The sequence below is a fragment of the Streptomyces sp. LHD-70 genome (assembly GCF_031157275.1).
In the GTDB taxonomy this organism is placed as follows: domain Bacteria; phylum Actinomycetota; class Actinomycetes; order Streptomycetales; family Streptomycetaceae; genus Streptomyces.
Genome location: NZ_JAVIFW010000003.1, coordinates 190430 through 210986 on the forward strand (window position 1 = coordinate 190430; position 20557 = coordinate 210986).

Annotated in this window: 19 protein-coding genes; 8 read left to right on the forward strand and 11 right to left on the reverse strand. The window is 73.1% G+C overall.

Annotated elements, in window-relative coordinates; translation table 11 throughout:
• Positions 1-349: 349 nt before the first annotated feature.
• From RCO28_RS09000 to RCO28_RS09020, 5 genes are all read left to right on the forward strand, one after another.
• Entirely contained in the window at positions 350-850 is a 501-nt protein-coding gene (locus RCO28_RS09000; RefSeq protein WP_308940465.1) for a hypothetical protein, read from the forward strand.
• 93 nt (positions 851-943) lie between these two features.
• The gene (locus RCO28_RS09005; protein WP_308940466.1) at positions 944-1786 is read left to right on the forward strand and encodes a DUF4097 family beta strand repeat-containing protein; all 843 of its coding nucleotides are present in this window, start codon (positions 944-946) and stop codon (positions 1784-1786) included.
• Between the two features lie 79 nt (positions 1787-1865).
• Positions 1866-2879: an ATP-binding cassette domain-containing protein gene (locus RCO28_RS09010; protein WP_308940467.1), complete on the forward strand. Its 1014-nt coding sequence runs from the start codon at positions 1866-1868 to the stop codon at positions 2877-2879.
• Positions 2876-3703, forward strand: coding sequence for an ABC transporter permease (locus RCO28_RS09015; RefSeq protein ID WP_308940468.1), 828 nt, complete (start codon positions 2876-2878; stop codon positions 3701-3703). The genes RCO28_RS09010 and RCO28_RS09015 overlap by 4 nt, the downstream gene beginning before the upstream one ends.
• Positions 3704-3908: 205 nt before the next feature.
• Positions 3909-4745 carry a methyltransferase domain-containing protein gene (locus RCO28_RS09020; RefSeq protein ID WP_308940469.1) on the forward strand — a complete coding sequence of 279 codons (837 nt, stop codon included), beginning with the start codon at positions 3909-3911 and terminating at the stop codon, positions 4743-4745.
• Here RCO28_RS09020 and RCO28_RS09025 read toward each other — a convergent pair.
• The 10 genes from RCO28_RS09025 to RCO28_RS09070 all read right to left on the reverse strand — a co-directional run bounded on the left by RCO28_RS09025 (position 4726) and on the right by RCO28_RS09070 (position 16184).
• The gene (locus tag RCO28_RS09025; RefSeq protein WP_308940471.1) at positions 4726-6267 is read right to left on the reverse strand and encodes an ATP-binding cassette domain-containing protein; all 1542 of its coding nucleotides are present in this window, start codon (positions 6265-6267) and stop codon (positions 4726-4728) included. The genes RCO28_RS09020 and RCO28_RS09025 overlap by 20 nt on opposite strands.
• Positions 6264-7076, reverse strand: coding sequence for an ABC transporter permease (locus RCO28_RS09030; protein WP_308940472.1), 813 nt, complete (start codon positions 7074-7076; stop codon positions 6264-6266). Before RCO28_RS09030 ends, RCO28_RS09025 begins: the two co-directional genes overlap by 4 nt.
• Complete coding sequence (locus RCO28_RS09035; RefSeq protein WP_308940473.1) at positions 7073-8059, reverse strand: ABC transporter permease; 987 nt, start codon at positions 8057-8059, stop codon at positions 7073-7075. Before RCO28_RS09035 ends, RCO28_RS09030 begins: the two co-directional genes overlap by 4 nt.
• Positions 8060-8199: 140 nt before the next feature.
• On the reverse strand, positions 8200-9783 hold the full coding sequence (locus RCO28_RS09040) for an ABC transporter substrate-binding protein (protein WP_308940474.1): 1584 nt from the start codon (positions 9781-9783) through the stop codon (positions 8200-8202).
• Between the two features lie 46 nt (positions 9784-9829).
• Entirely contained in the window at positions 9830-10624 is a 795-nt protein-coding gene (locus tag RCO28_RS09045; protein WP_308940475.1) for a class I SAM-dependent methyltransferase, read from the reverse strand.
• Between the two features lie 26 nt (positions 10625-10650).
• Positions 10651-11907 carry an MFS transporter gene (locus RCO28_RS09050; RefSeq protein ID WP_308940476.1) on the reverse strand — a complete coding sequence of 419 codons (1257 nt, stop codon included), beginning with the start codon at positions 11905-11907 and terminating at the stop codon, positions 10651-10653.
• Positions 11904-12953: a dipeptide epimerase gene (locus RCO28_RS09055; RefSeq protein ID WP_308940477.1), complete on the reverse strand. Its 1050-nt coding sequence runs from the start codon at positions 12951-12953 to the stop codon at positions 11904-11906. The genes RCO28_RS09050 and RCO28_RS09055 overlap by 4 nt, the downstream gene beginning before the upstream one ends.
• Positions 12950-14089, reverse strand: a complete 1140-nt coding sequence (locus tag RCO28_RS09060) for a pyridoxal-phosphate dependent enzyme (RefSeq protein WP_308940478.1) — start codon at positions 14087-14089, stop codon at positions 12950-12952. Before RCO28_RS09060 ends, RCO28_RS09055 begins: the two co-directional genes overlap by 4 nt.
• Entirely contained in the window at positions 14086-14928 is an 843-nt protein-coding gene (locus RCO28_RS09065) for a Rossmann-like domain-containing protein (protein ID WP_308940479.1), read from the reverse strand. Before RCO28_RS09065 ends, RCO28_RS09060 begins: the two co-directional genes overlap by 4 nt.
• Positions 14925-16184 carry an ATP-grasp domain-containing protein gene (locus tag RCO28_RS09070; protein WP_308940480.1) on the reverse strand — a complete coding sequence of 420 codons (1260 nt, stop codon included), beginning with the start codon at positions 16182-16184 and terminating at the stop codon, positions 14925-14927. The genes RCO28_RS09065 and RCO28_RS09070 overlap by 4 nt, the downstream gene beginning before the upstream one ends.
• 165 nt (positions 16185-16349) lie before the next feature.
• Between RCO28_RS09070 and RCO28_RS09075 the strand changes: the two genes are divergently transcribed.
• Both RCO28_RS09075 and RCO28_RS09080 read left to right on the forward strand, forming a co-directional pair.
• On the forward strand, positions 16350-17858 hold the full coding sequence (locus RCO28_RS09075) for an alpha/beta hydrolase (RefSeq protein ID WP_308940481.1): 1509 nt from the start codon (positions 16350-16352) through the stop codon (positions 17856-17858).
• Between the two features lie 55 nt (positions 17859-17913).
• Positions 17914-18462, forward strand: a complete 549-nt coding sequence (locus RCO28_RS09080; protein WP_308940482.1) for a GNAT family N-acetyltransferase — start codon at positions 17914-17916, stop codon at positions 18460-18462.
• Positions 18463-18709: 247 nt separating this feature from the next.
• Here RCO28_RS09080 and RCO28_RS09085 read toward each other — a convergent pair whose 3' ends face one another.
• Entirely contained in the window at positions 18710-19564 is an 855-nt protein-coding gene (locus RCO28_RS09085; RefSeq protein ID WP_282538379.1) for a LysR family transcriptional regulator, read from the reverse strand.
• 68 nt (positions 19565-19632) lie between these two features.
• On the opposite strand from RCO28_RS09085, the gene RCO28_RS09090 reads away from it, so the two are divergent.
• Positions 19633-20526 (forward strand): DMT family transporter, encoded by an 894-nt coding sequence (locus RCO28_RS09090; RefSeq protein WP_374991125.1) that lies wholly within the window; start codon positions 19633-19635, stop codon positions 20524-20526.
• Positions 20527-20557: the final 31 nt, after the last annotated feature.

Here is a 20557-nt window from a genome sequence, read left to right on the forward strand (position 1 = left end):
CGGCCGCTGCCTGCCTGATGCGCATGTCATCCCCCTCGATCTTGAACGTGCTGTGCCCGCACCATCCTGCTGAGGGACCGTGGAAGAAACCTTGAACAGACCTTGGACGCCGGGACGGCTCCGGGGAGCGTTCACCTACGTGTGGCGCCATGTGGTGTCGAGTGGCGCCACCGCCAGCATTCCAGTGCCGTCGAGTCGTTGACATTGCGCTCAGCTGTGCGTGGCACCACCGATGATGCGTCCTCTTCGGGCTGGTTTCCGCAGCTCAAGGCCCCTGTAAGAGGGCACTCGTCGGCGTCGGCGCCAGAAGGGCTTGCGTGTGGCGCCATTGTGGTGCCATCATGACGTCATGAACCTCACTCCGTACGTCGACACCCTCCGCCGCGAGCTCGCGGTGGCCGCCGAAGTCGGCGGGGACGGTGGGTGCGAGATCGCGGAGCGGCTGATGGTGCCGCTGGAGTCGGCCACCCGGCTGACGCTGCTCGACGCGCTCTCCGCCGCCATGGACGAGATCACGCGTGAACTCGCCCCCGGCTCCGTCGACGTACGACTGCGCGGCCTCGACCCCGAGTTCGTCGTGGTGCTGCCGGACGGCGGGCGGGCGGAGGCGCCCGCGACGGTCCCGGCGGTCGCCGGTGCCGACGAGGCCGCCACCGCCCGCGTCAACCTGCGGCTGCCGGCCCCCCTCAAGGCGCGCGCCGAGGAGGCCGCGCGCCGGGACGGGCTCTCCGTCAACGCCTGGCTGGTCCGGGCCGTCTCCGCCGCGGTCGGCGGCGACGACCGGCCCCGGCCGCGTACGACCGACGGGGGCCGCGCCGTCGGAACGCACCACACGGGCTGGGTGCGCTAGCCGCACCCGCCGCGACCCCAACCTCCCGCAGCACTTCCCACACCACGTCCCACCCGCAGGGACACCCCGACGAGCCAAGAGGACGGCACAGCCATGCCTGCTTACGACACCCCCGCACCCATCTCCGTCACCGCCCGCATCAGCGCCGGCACCATCCACTTCCTCGCGGGCGACCGCACCGACACCCTCGTCGACGTCAAGGCCCGCGACCCGAAGCGGGACCTGGACGTACGGACCGCCGACCAGACTCAGGTCTCGTACGCGGGCGGCGGCCTGACCGTCAGGACACCGAAGGCGAACAAGCTCGGCCGCACCGGCACCGTGGACGTCACGGTCGAACTGCCCGCGGGCTCAGGCATCGACGTGGCCGGCGCCTGGACCCAGGTCCTCGGCGAAGGCCGGCTCGGTGACGTCCGCGTGAAGACCGCGACCGGCGACGTGCGCCTCGACGCGACCGGCCCGCTGCGTCTGGACACGGCACACGGATCGATCACCGTCGACCGGGTCGATGGCGCCGCCGAGATCAGCACCAGCTCCGGCAGCCTGCGCGTCGGCCTCGTCGAGGGCCCCGCCGTACTGAAGAACTCGCACGGCACCACGCTCGTCGGCGCCGCGACCGGGCAGCTCACCGTGAGCGGCGCCAACGGCGACATCGACATCACGCGCGCCGAGGCCTCGGTCACCGCCACCACCGCCCACGGAACCCTGCGCCTGGCCGAAGTGGCCCGCGGCACCGCCGAGTTGGAGACCGCCTACGGCTCCATCGAGATCGGCATCCGCAAGGGCACCGCCGCCTGGCTGGACGTCAACTCCCGCTCCGGGCACGTACGCAATCTGCTCACCTCGGCCGAGGCGCCGGACGACACCGAGGAGACCGTCACCGTCCGCGCCCGCACCCGGCACGGCAACATCGACGTCCGCCGCGCCAAGGCCTGACGCCCCAGCACTCGCCCAGGACCCGCCCGGCCCCACCACCAACACCACACCTCCACCACACCTTCCACCGGGAGAGCCCATGCCTTCCTCAGCCATGCCCGCCACCAGGCGCCCCGTCGACGGCCACGCGCCGCTCGCCATCTCCGCCACCCGACTGCGCAAGTCGTACGGCGACAAGCTCGTCCTCGACGGCATCGACCTGCACATCCCCGCCGGTTCGGTCTTCGCCCTGCTCGGCCCCAACGGCGCCGGCAAGACCACCGCCGTCCAGATCCTCTCCACCCTCATCGCCGCCGACCCCGGCTCCGGCGCCCTGCACGTCGGCGGCCACGACCTGGCCGTCGACCCGCAGGCCGTGCGCGCCGCGATCGGCGTCACCGGACAGTTCTCCGCCGTCGACAACCTGATCACCGGCGAGGAGAACATGCTCCTCATGGCGGACCTGCACCACCTCACCCGCCGCGAGGGCAGGCGCGTCGCCGCCGAACTCCTGGAGCGCTTCGACCTGGTGGAGGCCGCGAAGAAGCCCGCCTCCACCTACTCCGGCGGCATGAGGCGGCGCCTCGACATCGCCATGACGCTCGTCGGGAACCCGAGGATCATCTTCCTCGACGAGCCGACGACCGGCCTCGACCCGCGCTCCCGGCACAACATGTGGGCCATCATCCGCGGCCTCGTCGCCGACGGTGTCACCGTCCTGCTCACCACCCAGTACCTGGACGAGGCCGATGAACTCGCCGACCGTATCGCCGTGTTGAGCGACGGCAGGATCGCCGCGGAGGGCAGCGCCGAAGAGCTGAAGCGGATCGTCCCGGGCGGGCACGTCCGCCTCCGCTTCACCGACCCGGCCGCGTACCGCCACGCCGCCCTGGCCCTGGGCGAGTTCGGCCGGCACGACGAGTCGATGTCGCTGCAGGCACCCAGCGACGGCAGCCAGCGCGAACTGCGGTCCCTCCTCGACCAGTTGGACGCCGTCGGCATCGAGGCGGACGAGCTGACCGTGCACACCCCCGACCTCGACGACGTGTTCTTCGCCCTCACCGGCACCGACACCCGCGTCCCCGCCCAGCAGACCAAGGAGACCGTCCGATGAGTACGAGCATCACCACGCGCCCCGTACAGCGCCCCGCCCCACGGGCCCACGCCGTGCGCGACTCGGCCACTATGCTGCGCCGCAACCTGCTGCACGCCCGACGCTACCCGTCCCTCACCCTGAACCTGCTGCTCACGCCCATCATGCTGTTGCTGCTCTTCGTCTATCTCTTCGGCGACGTGATGAGCGCCGGCATCGGCGGTGGCGGGGCGGACCGCGGCGAGTACATCGCGTACATCGTTCCGGGCATTCTGCTGATGACCATCGGCGGGACCGTGGTCGGCACCGCGGTGTCCGTGTCCAACGACATGACCGAGGGGATCATCGCCCGCTTCCGCACCATGGCGATCCACCGCGGCTCGGTGCTCATCGGGCACGTCGTCGGCAGCGTGCTGCAGGCGATCATGAGCGTGATCCTCGTCGGCGCCGTCGGCGTGGCCATCGGCTTCCGGTCCACGGACGCCACGGCCCTGGAGTGGCTGGCCGCGCTCGGCCTGCTCGTCCTGTTCGCCGTCTCCCTCACCTGGATCGCCGTCGGCATGGGCCTGATCAGCCCGAACGCGGAGGCGGCGAGCAACAACGCGCTGCCGATGATCCTGCTGCCGCTGTTCTCCAGCGCGTTCATCCCGATCAGCACGATGCCCGGCTGGTTCCAGCCGATCGCCGAGTACCAGCCGTTCACCCCGGCCATCGAGACCCTGCGGGGGCTGCTGCTCGGCACGGAGATCGGCCACAACGGCTGGCTGACGGTCGCCTGGAGCGTGGGCCTCGCGATCCTCGGCTACCTCTGGTCCACGTCGCGGTTCAACCGCGACCCGAAGTAGACACCGGGCAGGTCGCATCGACCCAACTCGCCCGGCTGCAGGGCGGCGTACCCCGACCGCGTCGGTGGCGCGCCGCCCCGCGGGCTCTCCCGACCACGTCAGTGGCGCGCCGCCCCGCGGGGCTCTCCCGACCGCGCACCGTTCCCTTGCCGGGAGGAGAATGGAGCCACGGCAAGCCCCGCCCACCCGCCGGAGGAGAGCTGCCATGACCGAATCGATCGACGCCGTCGAAGCCGACCGCGCCCTGAAGGCCAAGCACCGCAAGATGTGGGCCCTCGGCAACTACGCGAACGTCGCCACCCAGCTCATCCCGGACCTGGGCCCCGCCCTGGTCGAAGCCTGCGGCGTGCGGGCCGGGACACGCGTCCTGGATGTCGCCGCGGGCGCGGGGAACGCCGCGATCCCGGCCGCCGCGGCCGGTGCCGAGGTCGTCGCCCTGGACCTGACGCCCGAGCTGTTCGACCCCGGCCGTGAGCGGGCGGCCCAGCTCGGCGTCAGCGTGGAGTGGCGCGAAGGTGACGCAGAGGCACTGCCGCTTCCCGACGACACCTTCGACACCGTCCTGTCCTGCGTCGGGATCATGTTCGCCCCGCATCACCAGGCCGCCGCCGACGAGACGGTCCGCGTCTGCCGGCCGGGCGGCACGATCGGGCTGATCAGTTGGACGCCGGAGGGCTTCATCGGCGAGATGTTCGCGACGATGAAGCCGTACGCCCCCGCCCCTCCGCCCGGCGCGCAGCCGCCCCCGCTGTGGGGCCGTGCCGATCACGTACGGGAACTCTTCGGCGACCGCGTGACCGGCCTGGACGCCCAGAAGCGCACCGTGCGGATCGACCTCTTCCCGAAGCCCGCGGACTTCCGTGAGTTCTTCAAGGCCAACTACGGCCCGACGATCGCCGTCTACCGCAACATCGGCGACGACCCGGACCGCGTGACCGGCCTGGACGACGCCCTCGACGCCCTGGCCCAGCGCTCCCTCGACGCCTCCGGCTCCGACGGCATGGAGTGGGAGTACCTGCTGGTCACCGCCCAGAAGGCGTAACGCCTGCGGTCGCCGCCTCCTTGCCCAACAGTGCGGCCGTGAAGGGGTGTCGAGGGGCGGCCAGGACGCTGCGGGTGCTGCCCTCCTCGACCGTCTCGCCCGCGTCGAGCACCGCGATCCGCGAGGTCAGCGCCGCCGTGTCCAGGTCGTGGGTGATCAGGACCAGACACAGCTCGGCGCGCTCGCGCCGGAGCGTGTCGAGGGCGTCGAGGAGGCCGCGCCGGGTGACCGTGTCGAGGCCCGAGGTGATCTCGTCGCAGATCAGCACCCTGGGCCGGGCCAGCAACGCCCGTGCCAGAGCGGCCCGTTGGAGTTCACCGCCGGACATCCGGCCGGGGCGCCGCCGTACGACCTCCTCGGTCAGGCCCAGGCCCGCGAGGGTGGTCACCGCCTCCGCGAGGGCCGCGTCCCGGTCGAGCCCGCGCAGCCGTACCGGCGTACGGGCCACCTGGTCCAAGACCGGGCGGTGCTCGTCGAACGCGGCGCTGGCGTCCTGGAACACGTACTGAACGGCGGCGAGTTGCTCGCGGCTGCGCGCGCGCAGGCTGCGGGGCAGGGGCGTGCCGTCGAGGAGGAGCGTGCCGTCGTGGTCCCGGTGCAGCCCGGCCAGGCAGCGGGCCAGGGTGGTCTTGCCGCTGCCCGAGCGGCCGACGACCGCCAGGGACTCGCCCGTACGGAGGGTCAGGGCGGGCGCGCGCAGCACCGCCGTACGGCCATGGCGTGCCGTGAACCCGTGTGTGCGGAGGACTGCTCGGCCTTCCCCGCCTTCCGGCTCGACCGGCTCCTTCGTGCCGTCCGCCGCCAGGAGAGCCGCCGTCCAGGGATGCCGCGGCGCCGACCACAGGCGGGCGGCCGGGCCCGACTCGACCACCTTCCCCTCGCGCAGCACGAGCACCTCGTCGGCCAACGCGCGCACCACGTCCAGGTCGTGGCTGAGCAGGACGACGGCGATGCCCGCCCGGCGCAGCGCCGCGAACCGTTCGACGACATGCCGTTTGGTGACGGCGTCCTGCCCGGTCGTCGGCTCGTCGGCCACCACCACGCGGGCGCCGAGCAGCAACGCCTGGGCCAGGACGACGCGTTGCTGCTGGCCGCCCGAGAGCTGATGCGGGTAGCGCAGCAACATCCCATCTCCATCAGGGAGTTGAGCTTCCTTCAGGGCGGCCAATACGCGTTCACGGGCCGCCTCCCTGCGCTCACGTCGCGGCAGGTGTCGCACCTGGGTGTGCGCGATGTCCCACAGCAGGGCGCCGACGCGGCGCACCGGGTTGAGGACCGCGCCCGGATGCTGCGGGACGTAGCCCACGAACCCTTCCGGCGCGCGTACGTCACCGGTCACGCGGGCGTCCTGCGGGTACTCGCCGAGCAGGGCGAGCCCGGTCGTCGTCTTGCCGCTGCCGGACGCGCCGACGAGCGCGGTGACCGTGCCCGGCCGCACCCGCAGCCGCACTCCGTCGACGATCGCCCGGCCGTCGACCTCCACCCGCAGCCCGTCGATCTCCGCGACGCATTCCGTGATCATTTCTGCCTCTTCCTCCGCTGGTCGAGCGCTGAGTCGACGAGCAGGTTGCCGCCCATCGTCAGCGCGACGATCAGCAGGGCGGGTACGACGACGGCCCAGGGCTGCACGAACAGGCCGGTGCGGTTGCGGTCGACCATCACCGCCCAGTCGGCCGCGTCCGGTTCGACGCCCACGCCGAGGAACGCGGCCGTGGCCACCAGGTACAGGACTCCGGTGAAGCGGACACCCGCGTCGGCGGCGAGGGTGCGCGTCGTGGAGCGGCCGACGTACCCGACGGCCGTGCGCCACCACGACTCGCCCTGCATGCGCAGCGCCTCGACGGCCGGGCGTGCGGCGGCCTCCGCCGCGGTGGCGCGGACGATGCGGGCCGCGTCCGGGATGTTGACGAGTGCCACAAGCAGCGCGAGCCCCACCGTCCCCGGCGTGAACACGGCCGCGACGAGCAGGATCATCAGCAGCGACGGCACCGCGAGCAGCACGTCCAGGGGCCGCATCAGCAGCTCCTCAAGCCAGCCCCGGTGGGTGAGGGCACTCGCAAGCCCGAGCGGCAGCGCCACCACGTACGCGAGAACCGTCGCGGCCAGCGCGACCAGGACCACCGAACGGCCGCCGAGCAGCACCTGCCGCCAGACGTCACGGCCGACGAAGTCGGTGCCGAGCCAGTGCCCGCCGCCCGCCGTGAACGAGGCGGCACGCGGCCCCGGTTCGCCCGCGAACAGCGGACCGAGCAGGGCGAGCAGCAGCGGAACGCCGACGATCAGCGCGCCGAGCAGAAAACGTGAACTGCCTTGCTTCGTAAGGGACTTCACGCGGCCACCTCCCCGCGCGGCGCGAACCGGCGGGCGACGAGGTCCGCGCCGATGTTGAGCACGACGGTGAACACACCGAAGACGACCGCGAGGCCCTGCACGACGGGGAGGTCGCGTTCGGCGACGGCGTTGATGAGTACGGTCCCGAGTCCGGGGATCACGAAGAGCGCCTCCACGACGATGACACCGGACAGCAACCAGTCGACGGTGCGGGCGAGTTGCTGCGTCGCGGGGGTGACGGCCGCGGGCAGGGCGTGCGCGTACCGGACGCGGGCGCCGGAGACGCCGTAGCGCCTGGCCTGGGCGACGTACGGCGAGGCGAGCGCGTCGATCATGCCCGCCCGCACGAGACGGGCGAGGGTGCACACCGGCCGGGAGAGCAGCACCAGGACGGGCAGGACGAGCGCGGCCGGATGGGCGAGCAGGTCCGTGCCGTAGCCCACGGCGGTCGGCGGCAGCCAGCCGAGGCGGATCGCGAACACGGTGCTGAGGAGCACTCCGCAGGCGAACTCCGGTACGGCGTAGAGCCCCAGCGTCGCCGAGCTGACCAGGCGGTCCGGCCACCGGCCCTCGTGCCGGGCGGCAAGGACGCCGAGGCCGACGCCGAGCGGGACGAGTAGCGCGACGGTCAGCGCGGCGAGCAGCAGCGTCGGCCCGAAGCCGTCGGCGATGTACGTGCTGACCGGCCGCCCCGAGGCCAGCGACGTACCGAAGTCCCCGTGCGGCAGGCCCGCCGCCCAGTCCGCGAGGCGCTCCACGGCGGGCCGGTCCAGGCCCATCGCCTCGCGGATCGCGGCGATCCGGGCCGGGTCGGGCTGGTCCCCGGCGAGCGCGACGGCGGCGTCACCCGGCAGCGCCTCGGCGAGCGCGAAGACGAGCAGCACGACCGCCGCCGTCTGCACCGCACCGAGCAGCAGCCGCCGGGCGAGGAGGTGTCCGTAAAGTCCCGTCGTCCGCCCGGAGGGCGGGCCCTGCGGCGTCATGGGTGTGCCCCCTGCTCTGGGGGCACCTCCCGGCCGGAGGCTGGGGGAGCGGGCCAGGCGTCGCGGGGCTGGGGGCACCTCCCGGCCGGAGGCTGGGGGAGGGACTTTCCCGACACCTCCTCGCCAACGACGCAGTCCGCTCACGCGAGCCACACCTTGTCGAAGCGCGCCCAGTCCAGGGAGTTGGCGGGTGCGTCGGTCTCGACGCCCCGGACGTTCTTCGCCGTGCCGAGGATCCAGTCCGCGAAGCCCCAGACCAGGAAGCCGCCCTCCGCGTACAGGCGGCGCTGCATCCGTTGGTAGACGGCCGCGCGCGCCTTCTTGTCCTTGGTGGACTGCGCCTGCTGGTAGAGGGCGTCGAAGTCCTGGTGCTTCCAGTGCGTGGCGTTGGTGGTGGAGCCGGTGAGCAGCCGCTGCGAGATGTGCGTCTCGATGGGCATCGCGCCCGAGCGGTACGAGCAGAGGGTGCCGCCGTCCAGGATGTCCCGCCAGTAGCTGTCCTTGCTGCCGGTCCTGACCTTGATCGTCACGCCCGCCTCGGCGGCCTGGTCGCGGAAGATCGAGGCGGCCTCGGTGAACCCGGCGGCGACCGGCGAGGTGTCGAGCGTGACCGTGAGGTCCTCGGCGCCGGCCTTCTTGAGCAGGGACTTCGCCCGGCCGAGGTCCTGCTCGCGCTGCGGGAGGCCGTCGGCGTAGTACTCGTACCCCTTGCCGAACAGGTCGTTGCCGATCTCGCCCGCGCCCGAGAGCGCGCCCTGGACGAGTTCCTCGCGGTCGGCGATCAGGAAGAACGCCTCGCGGACCCGGGGGTCGTCGAAGGGCTTGCGGTCGGTCTTCATGGCGAAGGACTGCATGGCGCTGTTACGGAGCCGGACGATCCTGATCTGGCCCGAGCGCTCATGGGTGCGGCCGGTGGTCGGGTTCAGCTCGTGGGCGTACTCGACCTGGCCGCCGAGCAGGGCGTTGATCCGCGCGGACTCCTCGTTGGCGACGACGATCTCCAGCTCGTCGAGGTGCGGGGCGCCCTCCCAGTAGTCCGGGTTGCGCTTGAAGACGGCGGACCTGCCGGGCGCGAAGGAGACGAAGCGGAACGGGCCGCTGCCGACCGCCTTCTCATCGAACTCCTCGGCGCCCTCCGGGACGATGTACGCGCCGAACGTGGCCAGGACGTTGGGGAATTCGGCGGTCGGGCGCTTCAGGACGAACTCGACGGTCCGCTCGTCCACGGCCCGGCTGGCTGTGAGGTCGATGGGTTCCAGGGACGCCTTCGCGCGGAACGCCTTCTTCGGGTCGGCGATGCGGCGGTAGCTGTAGAGCACGTCCTTCGCGGTGACGGGCCTGCCGTCGTGGAAGGCCGCCTTGCGCAGGGTGACCTTCCAGCGGTCGAGGCCCGCGTTGGGCTCCCAGCCGGAGGCCAGGCGCGGCTCGGCGGACAGGTCGGCGCCGTAGTCGGCGAGCTTGTCGAACAGGGCCTTGGCGCGGGCGACGTCGGCGAACAGGTTGGCCAGATGCGGGTCGAGGGTCTCGCTAGCCCCGCCGCCCGCGAAGGCGGCGCGCAGCCGGCCGCCCCGCTTCGGCTTGCCGTCGCCCGTGCCGCCGGCCGCGGTGTCGGTGCCGGAGCCGCAGCCGGTCAGGGCGAGCGCGCCGAGCCCGGCGGCTCCGGAGACGGCGAGGAAGCCTCTGCGGCCAAGGCCGGGGAAGCGGGAGTCGGGCGTGTGGTTCATGGTGATGTCCTTGTCGTGGGATACGCGAAGTGGCGTGTGTCGTACGTCAGTTGAGGCGGGCTACCAGGTGCATCCGATCGGCGTCCGTGGCCGATCCGGGCGCGTCGCCCTCACGCCAGGCCGGTTCCGTACGCGGCCCGGGGCCGTCGTGCAGGGCGAGCACCTCGAAGCCGTGGCCGGCCAGGACGTGCCGCAGCTCCTGCGGGAACAGCAGCCGCCAGGCGGAGCGCTGCTCGACCGGCTCCGAACCGTCGTCGGCGGTCCACACCCGGGTGCGGCGCAGGAGCTGTGCGGTGCGGTCGACGGACAGGGTGGTGGTGGACTCGTACGCGACGCCCTGCCACGTGAAGCCGTTGACGCGCGGGGCGTCGAGGAGTTCCGTACGGCCCAGGAAGAACGCGCCGTTGCGCATCTCCGCGACCAGGAGCCCGCCGGGGGCGAGGCTGCGGCGCACCGAGGTGAGGAAGCCGTCGAGCTCGGTGTTGGTGTGGCAGTAGAGCAGGGCACTGTCCAGACACACCACCGCGTCGAACTCCCGTGCCGGGAGCGTGAATCGGCGCAGGTCCGCGTGCAGATACTCGGGCCCGGCATGCTGGACACGGGCGTACGCGAGCATCGCCTCGGAGAGGTCGGCGCCGGTGACGGTGCGGCCCGCGCGGTGCAGGTGGGCGGCGTCCCGCCCGGTGCCGCAGCCCAGGTCGAGGACGCGGGGGCCCGAGCCGTACCGGCGCAGGCAGTCCTCGGCCCAGCGCCCGGCGAGCTGCTCGGGGTCGGGGAAGCGGGCTTCGTACAGGGCGGGGTTGTCGGTGAGGAGGTTCTCGGTGCTCGTACGCGCAGTCATGCTGGGCTCGTTCCTGCGAGGCTCGTTCATGCCGGGGCCTTCGTGGATTCGGTTGCGGGGAGGGCGTCGCGCCGGTGCAGCCAGGCCACCGCGGCGGCCGAGGTGAGGCCGAAGGCCAGACAGCACACCCAGGGCAGCCAGCCGAGGCCGGTGCGCGTGCCGGTGTCCATGGCCCAGCCGACGACCGCGTTGCCGACGGCGGCCGCGACGCCCGACACCACGTAGAACAGGCCGAAGTACGTGCCGGTCAGCTCGGGGCGGCCGAAGCCCGGGATCAGCTCCAGCACGAAGGGCTGGGCGATCATCACGCCGAGGTAGAGCAGCAGGGCACCGGCGAGGACGGGCAGCGCCCGCAGGACCGCGTCCGCGAGCCCGTCCGGGGCGCCGTCGTACAGCGTCACCGCCAGCGGAGGCACGAAGGACAGACCCGTCAGCGCGACCCCGAGACTGATCCAACGTGCCCTGCTGCCACGGGACTTGAGCGCCCGCGTGAGGCGCAGTTGCAGCCAGAGGTTGGTGAGCGTGCCGACGAGGAACACGATCCCGGCGGCGCCGTCCCAGCCGGTGGCGCGGCGGGCGCCGTCCGGGAGCAGCAGATACAGCTGGTTCTCCATCGTGAACAGGCCGACCATGGCGAGCGAGAACGCCACGAAGCGCCGGTTGCCCACGACCTCCCGCCAGTCCGCGACGACACTGTTCCCGCTGGCCGCGACCTTGCGGGCGGGGAGTACGAGCGCCTGCGCGACGGTGAGGGCGGCGAAGATCCCGGCGGCGGTGAGCGCGGAGGTCCGGAAGTCGACGAGGAGCAGCGCGCTGCCGAGCAGCGGGCCGATCAGCGCGCCGGTGGTGGCGAACACGTTGAACAGCGCGAACGCCTCCGCCTTCCGCTCGCCCGCCTCCAGGGCGAGATAGGCGCGGACGGCCGGGTTGAACAGCGCCCCCGCCAAGCCGCTGAGCACGGAAGCGGCGAGCAGGACGGGCAGCCCGTCGCCGAGCGCGAACAGCCCGAAGCCGACGGTGCGCAGGGCGCACCCGGCGATGATGACCCCGCGCGCCCCGAGCCGGTCCGCGGCCGAGCCGCCGATGAGGAACAGGCCCTGCTGGCTGAGGTTGCGCACGCCGAGCACGATCCCGACGACCGCCGCGGAGAGCCCGAGGTCGTCGCCGAGGTGCAGGGCGAGATAGGGGACGAGGAGGTAGAAGCCGGTGTTGACGCCGAGCTGGTTGACCAGGAGCAGCCGGATCGCGAGCGGGAACGCGCGCATCTCACGCAAGGTGTTCACGCCCGCACCCCCGCACGCGGCCGTACGCCAAGTCCCGGACCGGCAGGGGCGGTTACGGTGCCGTCGGCGCCGCCGATGCCCGTCCACGGGTCGTCCGCGAGCAGCAGATGCCCGTCGAGGTCGACCCAGCGGGCCCGGTCCACGAGGTGCACGGCCGGTGCGATGCCGAGGGTGCTGGCGGTCAGACAGCCCAGCATCAGCGCGGTGCCGGTGCCCTCGACCAGCTCGGCGATCCGCAGCGCCGCGCTCACGCCTCCGCACTTGGCGAGCTTGATGTTGATGCCGTGCACGCGCCCGGCCAGGCGCCCGGCATCTCCAAGATCCACGGCGTCCTCGTCCGCGATGACGGGCAGCGGTGAGGCCTCGGCGAGCCGGGCCAGCTCGTCGGGGGTGCCGGGCGGCAACGGCTGCTCGACGGCCTCCACACCCAACTCGGCGAACCTAGGCAGGAGTTGGAAGGCGGTGGCGAAGCTCCAGGCCCCGTTGGGGTCGAGCAGCAGCCGCGCCCCGGGTGCGGCGGCCCGCACGGCCCGTACGCGCGCCAGGTCGTCGGCGGGGTCCGGAGTACCGGCCTTCACCTTGAGGACGGAGAACCCGGCACGGACCAGTTCGGCGGCCTGTGCTGCGGCGGCCTCCGGCGTGGTGATGCCCAGGGTGCGGGCGGTGGCGGCGGACGGGACTCTGCGGACACGGCCCAGGAGCCGGTGGACGGGAAGGCCCGCGCGCTTGCCGACCAGGTCGAGCAGCGCGGACTCCACGGCGGCGGTCACACTCGGCGGAACGCCGGGCCTGCCGCGCTCACGCAGGGCTTCGAGGGCGCTCTCCGGACCGGCGAAACCGCTCAACCACCGTCCGCTGTCGTGCAGTTGACGTTCAAGTGCCGCGGCGTCGAGCCCGTAGTAGACGCTGCTGACGGCCTCGCCGTGGCCGTACAGACCGTCGTGCTCGACGGTCAGCCACACGGCGTCGCGGGCGGCCATGGTGGAGCGGGATATTCGCAGGGGTTCGGTGAGCTGGAGGCGCACGGTGCGCAGGCTGGACTTCACTGGTGTTCTTCCACTGGGGTGCTGGGGCCGGACCCGACGGTTTCCACGTGGGCGGCGAGCGGGTCGGTGACGGTGCGGCACCGGACCCAGCCGGTGGCCTCCACGGCACGCGGGTACGGGATCTCGACGGGGCGTACGGCGGCGGTGGCGCGGTCGATGCCGTGCGCGGCGGCGAAGTCGTCGTCGTACACGCTGTTCAGGTAGCGGTGCGGACCGTCCGGGAAGACCGTCGCGACCACCGCTCCCGGGTGGACGCGGGCCGCCCAGGCGGCGACGAGCGCGGCCGCCCCGGTGCTCCAGCCGCCGCTGACGAACGCACCGGCGGCAAGGCGGCGGCAGGCGTCGGCGGCCTCGGCCGGGCCCACCCAGTGCACCTCGTCGAACGCGTCGTAGGCGACGTTGCGCGGATGGATGGAGCTGCCCAGGCCGCGCATCAGGCGGGGGCGCTGGGGCTGGCCGAAGATCGTCGAGCCGGTGGCGTCCACGCCGATCAGGCGCAGGCGCGGCCAGTGCCGCCGCAGCGGACCGATGACGCCCGCACTGTGCCCGCCCGTGCCGACACTGCACACCAGCACGTCCAAGTGGTCGAGCTGTGCGGCGAGTTCGGCGGCGAGCGAGGCGTAACCCGCGGTGTTGTCCGGGTTGTTGTACTGGTCCGGCCAGTACGCGTCCGGGAGCTGCGTGAGCAGGGCGCGCAGCCGGGCAAGGCGCGCCGCCTGCCAGCCGCCCTCGGCCTCCGGCCGGTCGACGATCTCGACCCGGGCACCGTGCGCCCGCAGCAACTGCCGCATGGAAGGCTCCAGTTCGGCGTCGCCGACGAGCACGATGGGATGGCCGAGCGCCTGTCCGGCGAAGGCCAGACCGACGCCGAGCGTCCCCGACGTGGACTCCACCACCGGCGCGCCGGGCCGCAGCTCGCCCCGCTCACGGGCGCCGAGCAGCATCGACACGGCCGCCCGCGCCTTCATGCCGCCCGCGCCGAGCCCTTCGAGCTTCGCCCAGAAGCCGGGCTGCGGACACGGCAGATCGACGCCGACGTGCGCGAGCGGAGTGCCGCCGAGCAGTCGCAGCAACTCCCGGTTGCCGGGCGGGTGTTGGAGGGCCTGCGTGGGGTGCGCGGTCGTCAGGGCGGTCATCGGCCCGCTCCGTAGCGGTGCACGGTGCCCGGCCCGCCGTCCAGCCAGAAGAACGGGTACGGCTCGGCGCAGACCGCGCTCACACCGGAGCCGATCAGCCGGGGGAGTACCGCGCTCCCGGTCTGCGCGAACATCACGAGCTGCCTGCCGTGCCGCCGCGCATGCTCCCGCAGCGGCTCGAAACTGCCGTTGCCGAGCGTCATCCCGGACGCGAGCACCACGTCACAGCCCTCCAACTCGGCGAGCGCGTCCGTCCGTACGGGCTCGCCCCACTCGGTCGTACCGCCCTTCAGATCACACGGCACATACGCGAGACCGCGCGCCCGCAGCGCTTCGAGCAGCGAGTTGACGACGCCCACCACGAGCACGGTCGCCCCCGGCTCGGCGTCGATCAGCTCCACCACACCCCGCGCCCGAGCCCGCGACTTCTCCAGCGAGCTCCCGGCGGGCAGGGCGAGGGGCCGCGCGCCGCTCCCGGGACCGTGCGGCCATGCCCGCATCAGATACGCGTCGAGCGCCGCCACCCGCACCGAAAGGCTCGGGTGGCCGAGGAGTTGGGCGATGTCCGCACCCACACACTCCTCCACCGCACCGTCGGCCAGCGTGCCCGGCTCGACCGCACAGGACCCGACGGCCTCGCCGAGGCGCAGGCTGAGCACCTCGTTGCGGTACCCGCCGCTGCGTCCCTCGTGGCGTACGGCCTGCCGCGTGGTGAACGCGACCGAGACCCGCTCGGCGCTCGGGTCGGGCCCGAACTCCCCGCGCAGCACGCCCGCGACCAGGTCGTCGTACGACGAGGCAGTGGACCGTATGCGGGGGACATGGGTGATCGTGCTCATCGGGCGGCCTCCACCTTCGGGCAGAGCGCGGCGAGCAGCGCCTCGACGCGGCTCCGTGCGCCGGGCCCGTCCGCGTCACCGGCCATGACGTGCCCCAGGTACTCGTTGTTGCTGCCCGCGGCCTTCACGGCCTTGCCCGCCTCGGCGAGCTGAAGCCCCAACAGGCCCTCGGCACCCCGCACTTGCTCCGCCCCCTCGATCTCGGTCAGCGTCCCCGCCGCCTGCGGTACGAGGAAGCCGATCGCGGCGCTGCTCAGCCCGGTCGCCCTGCGTTCCAGGTCGGGTGCGCGGCCGAGCGCGACGTCCACCGCGGCCGCGGCGAGGTCGATGCCGGTGACGTGCCGGACGAGTTCGGTGATGCGGTTGCCCGCGGGCCGGGGGTTGACCTCCACGACGCGCGGTCCTGCGGCGGTCAGCTTGATCTCGGTGTGCGCCACGACCTCGTCGAGGCCGAGCGCCTTCAGGGCCGCGAAGGCCGTCTCCACGGCGGCCTCGGCGTCCGCCGCAGCGAGCGCCGCGGGGAACATGTGCCCCGTCTCGATGAACGCGGGCGCCCCGCCCACGCTCTTGTCGGTGACGCCGACGACGTGCGCGGATCCGCCGAACGACACGGTCTCGACGCTCACCTCCGGCCCGTCGAGCAGCTCCTCCAGGAGGACTACGGGGTCGCGGCGCTGGCCGCGGGCGTTGACCGGGAAGTCGGCGAGGGCGCGGTGGGCGCGGGCCAGCTCCGCCTCGTCGTCCACCCGGCGGACGAACATCCCCGCGCACAGGTCGACGGGCTTGAGCACCAGCGGAAAGCCGAGCTCACGCGCCGCGTCCGTGGCCTCGGCCAGGCTCCCGCACAGCGCGAACCGCGGCCCCGGCACCCCGGCGTCGGCCAGGACCCGGCGCGTCCTGTCCTTGCGGCAGGCGCTCTCGACGGACTCCGCCGTGGGGCCGGGAAGCCCGAGCCGGTCGGCGATCCGGGCGGCCGTGGGCAGGTAGTAGTCGCACGACGTGATCACCCCGTCGAAGCGCAGCGCGTCGTGGGCCCGCTCGACGAAGGGCAGCAGCGCCTCGGTGTCGTTGGTCTCGGCGGTCAGCACATGGCGCGCTCCGAGCAGCGGGTGCGCGGTGCCCTCGGGGGCCGAGCGCAGGTAGTGGTGCAGCTCCCGTGTGAGGAACGTGAACTCGTGACCGGCCTCACGGACGGCCCGAGGCAGCAGTCTGCTCATCGATCCCACCCAGCTCTCGATCATCAGCAGATGTGCCACAACGTCCCCTTTTCACCGCGTGATTGAGCATGACGGCCCTCTGCGCGAGGGCACTCGACCGGCCCGTCGGCTTGACCGAGAGGGACCTTATCGACAATCGTTTTCATTGTCATCTGCTGCTGCCGCCTCGGCGGCGCCCCCCCCCTTCCCGGAAACGCGAGACCCGTGCCCCCTGCCGTACGCCCCGGCCGCAGCGTGCTCTGCGCCGCCACCGCCCTCACCGCCGCCTTCGCCACCCTGGCTCCGGCACCACCGGCCCGAGCCGCTCAGGCCGCTCCCGCCCTCCGCTTCGGCGCCTGCCCGGACTCGGTCCCCGCGCCGCCCGCGCCCGACCGTGTCGAATGCGGCGCACTCGACGTGCCCCTCGACTGGAGCGAGCCGCACGGCAAGCGCATACGCATCGCCGTCTCCCGCGTCCCCGCCTCCGGCACACCCGCCGAACGGCGCGGCGCGCTGCTCGTCAACCCCGGCGGACCGGGCGGCTCCGGGCTCCCGTACGCGGTGACGAAGCGGGCGAAACTCCCCGAGAGCGTGCGCCGCGCGTACGACGTCATCGGATTCGACCCGCGCGGCACCGGGCACAGCGCCCCCGCCGACTGCGGCGCCATGGGCGGCCTCTTCGACAGCCCGGCCGCCGACCCGGTGCCGGTCGGCACGGCAGCCGAGACCGCGTACCTGGACTCCCTCGACCGCATGGCCGACGACTGCGCCGCCGGTGTCGGCGATGCCCTGCCGCACCTGTCGACCACCGCGACCGCCCGCGACATGGACGCCCTCCGCGCCGCGCTCGGCGAGCCGCGCACCCACTTCCTCGGCGTCTCCTACGGCAGCTACCTCGGCGCGGCCTACGCCCACCGATTCCCGCACCGCGTCGGCCGGATGGTGCTCGACAGCGTGGTCGGACCGTGGTCCTGGTACGACTTCGACGTCCGGCAGAGCCGCGAACTCCTGCGCCAGCGCGCGGTGTTCTTCACCTGGACCGCCCGGCACACCTCCCGCTTCGGCCTCGGCGGTGACGCGTCGGACGTGCGAGACGCCTACGAACGCACCCGCCGAGGGCTGGCGAAAAGTCCCCAACACGGCTTCGGCGCCGCCGAGTTCGACCGCGCCGTGTACCGCGCGCTCGGCCGCACCGAACGCTGGGAGCCGCTCGCCGACGGCATCCGCACCTATCTGCGGGACGGTGACGTCAGCGGGCTGCGCCCCTCGGACCCGCACGACAGCCCCGAGTCACGCACCTTCGAGGCCGCCAACCGCACCGTGAAATGCGCCGACGGACCCGGCCCCACGCCCGCCCGGATCCTCGCGGACATCCGCGCCACCCGCCGCGCCGACCCGCTGCCCGTGCTGACCGGCATGGAGGCCTCCACCTGCGCGTACTGGCACCACGAGCCGGCCGCGCACACCCCGCTCGGCAGCCCCGAGGCCCCGCCCGCACTCCTCGTCGCCTCCGCACACGACCCCGTCACGCCGATCGAGGGCGCCCGCCGACTCGCCCACCGGCTCCCCGGATCGCGCCTGATCACCCTCCACGACGACTACTCGCACGGCGTGTTCGCCAGCCGCGGCAACGCCTGTGTGGACAAGGCGACGGCCGCGTACCTGGTCGACGGAACCGTGCCGGACAAGCCCGTGCACTGCACGGGACCGGGACTCCCCGAACCGACCCCTTGATTCCCCGAATCTCTGATCCCTTTCCAGCCCCGCCACGACGACCCGGAGACCTGCCATGGGCCACCCCCTGCCCCCGACGTACACGATCCGCCCCGCCACCCCGGACGAACTGCCGGACGCGCGCCGACTGATGCTCGACACCTTCTACCGGGACTTCGGCTACGGCTACGTCCCCGCGTGGCACCGCGATGTCATCGACCTCGCCGAGACCTATCTGGACGAGCCGCGCCACCTGCTCCTGGTCGCGCTGCACGAGGGGAACGTGGTGGCCACCACGGGCGTACGGTCCGCCGGGCCCGCCCACCCGCCGCACCCCCAGTGGCTCGCCGAGCGCTACCCCTCCGGCACGACCGCACAGCTCGTCCGGGTCTACGTCCATCCGGAACACCGGCGGCACGGCCTCGCGCGGACGCTGGTGCGACAGGCCTGCGCGTTCGCCGCGACGACCCCCGGCTACGACTGCGTCTACCTGCACACCAACGTCAACGCCCCGGGCGCGGAAGGCTTCTGGCGCAGCCTGGCGAAGGAGGTCTTCGACGCCCGCACGACCGGCGAGCACGGCCCCGGGGTGGGGACGGTGCACTTCGAGATCCCGCTGCCGTAGGCCCTGTCTTCAATCTCCCTCCCCCAGCTACCGCTGGGAGGTGCCCCCAGCCGCGCGGCGCCATGCACGCTCCCCCAGCCTCCGGCCGGGAGGTGCCCCCAGAGCAGGGGAGACCCCAATCGAGGGCCTGCGCCCGGCACGCCGAGAGCACGCACTGGGGTCCCCCCGGCCGAAGGCTGGGGGAGCCGCGGGGCCGCCCTTCGGGCGACGACGGGAGATTGAAGACAGGGCCTAGCGAGACGAGAGCTCAGCCCTTGCGGTAGAGGCTCGTGAGGAGTTCGACCGCCGCCTGCGTCGCCGGGTGCGCGTCGTCCCGGCACCAGGCGAGGCGTACGGCGATGGGTTCGGCGTCGCGCACCGGACGGTAGACGATGCCGCGGCGGGCGTACTGGTGGGCGGTCGCCTCCGCGGTCATGCCGACGCAGCGGCCGCTGGAGATCACCGTCAGCCAGTCGTCCACGTCGTGCGTGTCCTCGGTCCGGGGGCGGGCGCCCTGCGGCCAGAGTTCGGCGGTCGTGGTGCCCGTGCGCCGGTCGACGAGGATGGTGCGCCCTTCGAGGTCGGCGAGGCGGACCGAGCGGCGCCGGGCCAGCGGGTCGTCACCGGGCAGGGCGCACAGCCGCCGTTCCAGGCCGACGATCGCGGAGTCGAACCGCCGCTCCTCCAGTGGCCTGCGCACCACCGCAAGATCGCAGGCGCCCTCGGCAAGCCCCGCGGTCGCGGAGTTGACCCGGACCAGGCGCAGCTCCGTACCGGGATGGGCCTGGGCCCAGCGGCGCTGGAACGCGGCGGTGTGCTTGCCGAGCGCCGACCAGGCGTACCCGACCCGCAGGAGCGTATGGCCCGAAGTGGCCTCCTCGACCAGCGCCTCCGCCTCCCCGAGCACCCGCCGGGCCTGCGCCACCACCCGCAGTCCGGTCGCGGTCGGCGCCACCTCGCGGGAGGTGCGCCGGAGCAGCCGTACGCCCAGGGCGCGTTCGAGCGAAGCGAGCGTACGGGACACGGCCGCCTGGGAGACGCCGAGGGCGATGGCGGCGTCCGTGAAGCTGCCCTCGTCGACGATCGCGACGAGACAGCGCAGCTGCCGCAGTTCCAGATCCATAACCCCATCGTATAGATGTCCCATGGCACGCATTTTGCGTATGGCTGGAGCGGGCGCACGCTCGGCTCATGAGCGTCACCCGAGCCTCCGAGTCCCCGGCCGTCCACTCCGGGCCCGCGGCAACCGCCCCTGCCGGTGGGCGGATCGCCGGTGCGGCCGCGATGGCCGGCAGCGGGCTGTCCAACCAGACCGGTGCCGCCATCGGCTCGCTCGCCTTCCCCGCCCTCGGCCCGGTGGGCGTCGTGGCGGTACGGCAGTACGTCGCGGCCCTCGTCCTCTTCGCCGTCGGCAGACCGCGGTTGAGGTCCTACACCTGGGCGCAGTGGCGACCCATGCTGCTGCTCGCCGTGGTGTTCGGGACCATGAACCTCTCCCTCTACAGCGCCATCGACCGCATCGGCCTCGGCCTCGCCGTCACCCTGGAGTTCCTCGGCCCGCTCGCCGTCGCGCTGACCGCCGTGCGCCGCCGCGTGGACGCCTGCTGTGCGCTGATCGCCGCCGCGGGAGTCGTCGTCCTGATGCGGCCGCAGCCCTCCACCGACTACCTCGGCATGGCCCTCGGCCTGCTCGCCGCGGTCTGCTGGGCCTCGTACATCCTGCTCAACCGCACCGTCGGCAGCCGGGTGCCCGGGGCGCAGGGGAGTGCGGTCGCGGCCGGGGTCTCGGCGCTGATGTTCCTGCCGGTCGGGCTCGTCGTGGTGCTGCGGAACCCGCCGGGCCTCGCGGCCGTCGGCTTCGCCGTCACCGCGGGGGTGCTGTCGTCGGCGGTCCCGTACCTCGCCGACATGTGCACGCTGCGCCGGGTGCCCGCCCAGGCCTTCGGGCTGTTCATGAGCGTGAATCCCGTGCTGGCCGCCCTGGTCGGGTGGATCGGACTCGGACAAGGGCTCGGGTGGACGGAGTGGGCGAGCATCGGCGCGATCGTCGCCGCCAACAGCCTGAGCATGCTGACGCGGAGATGAGCAGGCTCGGCGGCCGGGCTGTCCGCCGCGC

Coding starts and splice junctions, on each gene's coding strand:
- RCO28_RS09000 (WP_308940465.1), top strand. CDS start 350: ATGAACCTCACTCCGTACGTCGACACCCTCCGCCGCGAGCTCGCGGTG.
- RCO28_RS09005 (WP_308940466.1), top strand. CDS start 944: ATGCCTGCTTACGACACCCCCGCACCCATCTCCGTCACCGCCCGCATC.
- RCO28_RS09010 (WP_308940467.1), top strand. CDS start 1,866: ATGCCTTCCTCAGCCATGCCCGCCACCAGGCGCCCCGTCGACGGCCAC.
- RCO28_RS09015 (WP_308940468.1), top strand. CDS start 2,876: ATGAGTACGAGCATCACCACGCGCCCCGTACAGCGCCCCGCCCCACGG.
- RCO28_RS09020 (WP_308940469.1), top strand. CDS start 3,909: ATGACCGAATCGATCGACGCCGTCGAAGCCGACCGCGCCCTGAAGGCC.
- RCO28_RS09025 (WP_308940471.1), bottom strand. CDS start 6,267: ATGATCACGGAATGCGTCGCGGAGATCGACGGGCTGCGGGTGGAGGTC.
- RCO28_RS09035 (WP_308940473.1), bottom strand. CDS start 8,059: ATGACGCCGCAGGGCCCGCCCTCCGGGCGGACGACGGGACTTTACGGA.
- RCO28_RS09040 (WP_308940474.1), bottom strand. CDS start 9,783: ATGAACCACACGCCCGACTCCCGCTTCCCCGGCCTTGGCCGCAGAGGC.
- RCO28_RS09045 (WP_308940475.1), bottom strand. CDS start 10,624: ATGACTGCGCGTACGAGCACCGAGAACCTCCTCACCGACAACCCCGCC.
- RCO28_RS09060 (WP_308940478.1), bottom strand. CDS start 14,089: ATGACCGCCCTGACGACCGCGCACCCCACGCAGGCCCTCCAACACCCG.
- RCO28_RS09065 (WP_308940479.1), bottom strand. CDS start 14,928: ATGAGCACGATCACCCATGTCCCCCGCATACGGTCCACTGCCTCGTCG.
- RCO28_RS09080 (WP_308940482.1), top strand. CDS start 17,914: ATGGGCCACCCCCTGCCCCCGACGTACACGATCCGCCCCGCCACCCCG.
- RCO28_RS09085 (WP_282538379.1), bottom strand. CDS start 19,564: ATGGATCTGGAACTGCGGCAGCTGCGCTGTCTCGTCGCGATCGTCGAC.
- RCO28_RS09090 (WP_374991125.1), top strand. CDS start 19,633: ATGAGCGTCACCCGAGCCTCCGAGTCCCCGGCCGTCCACTCCGGGCCC.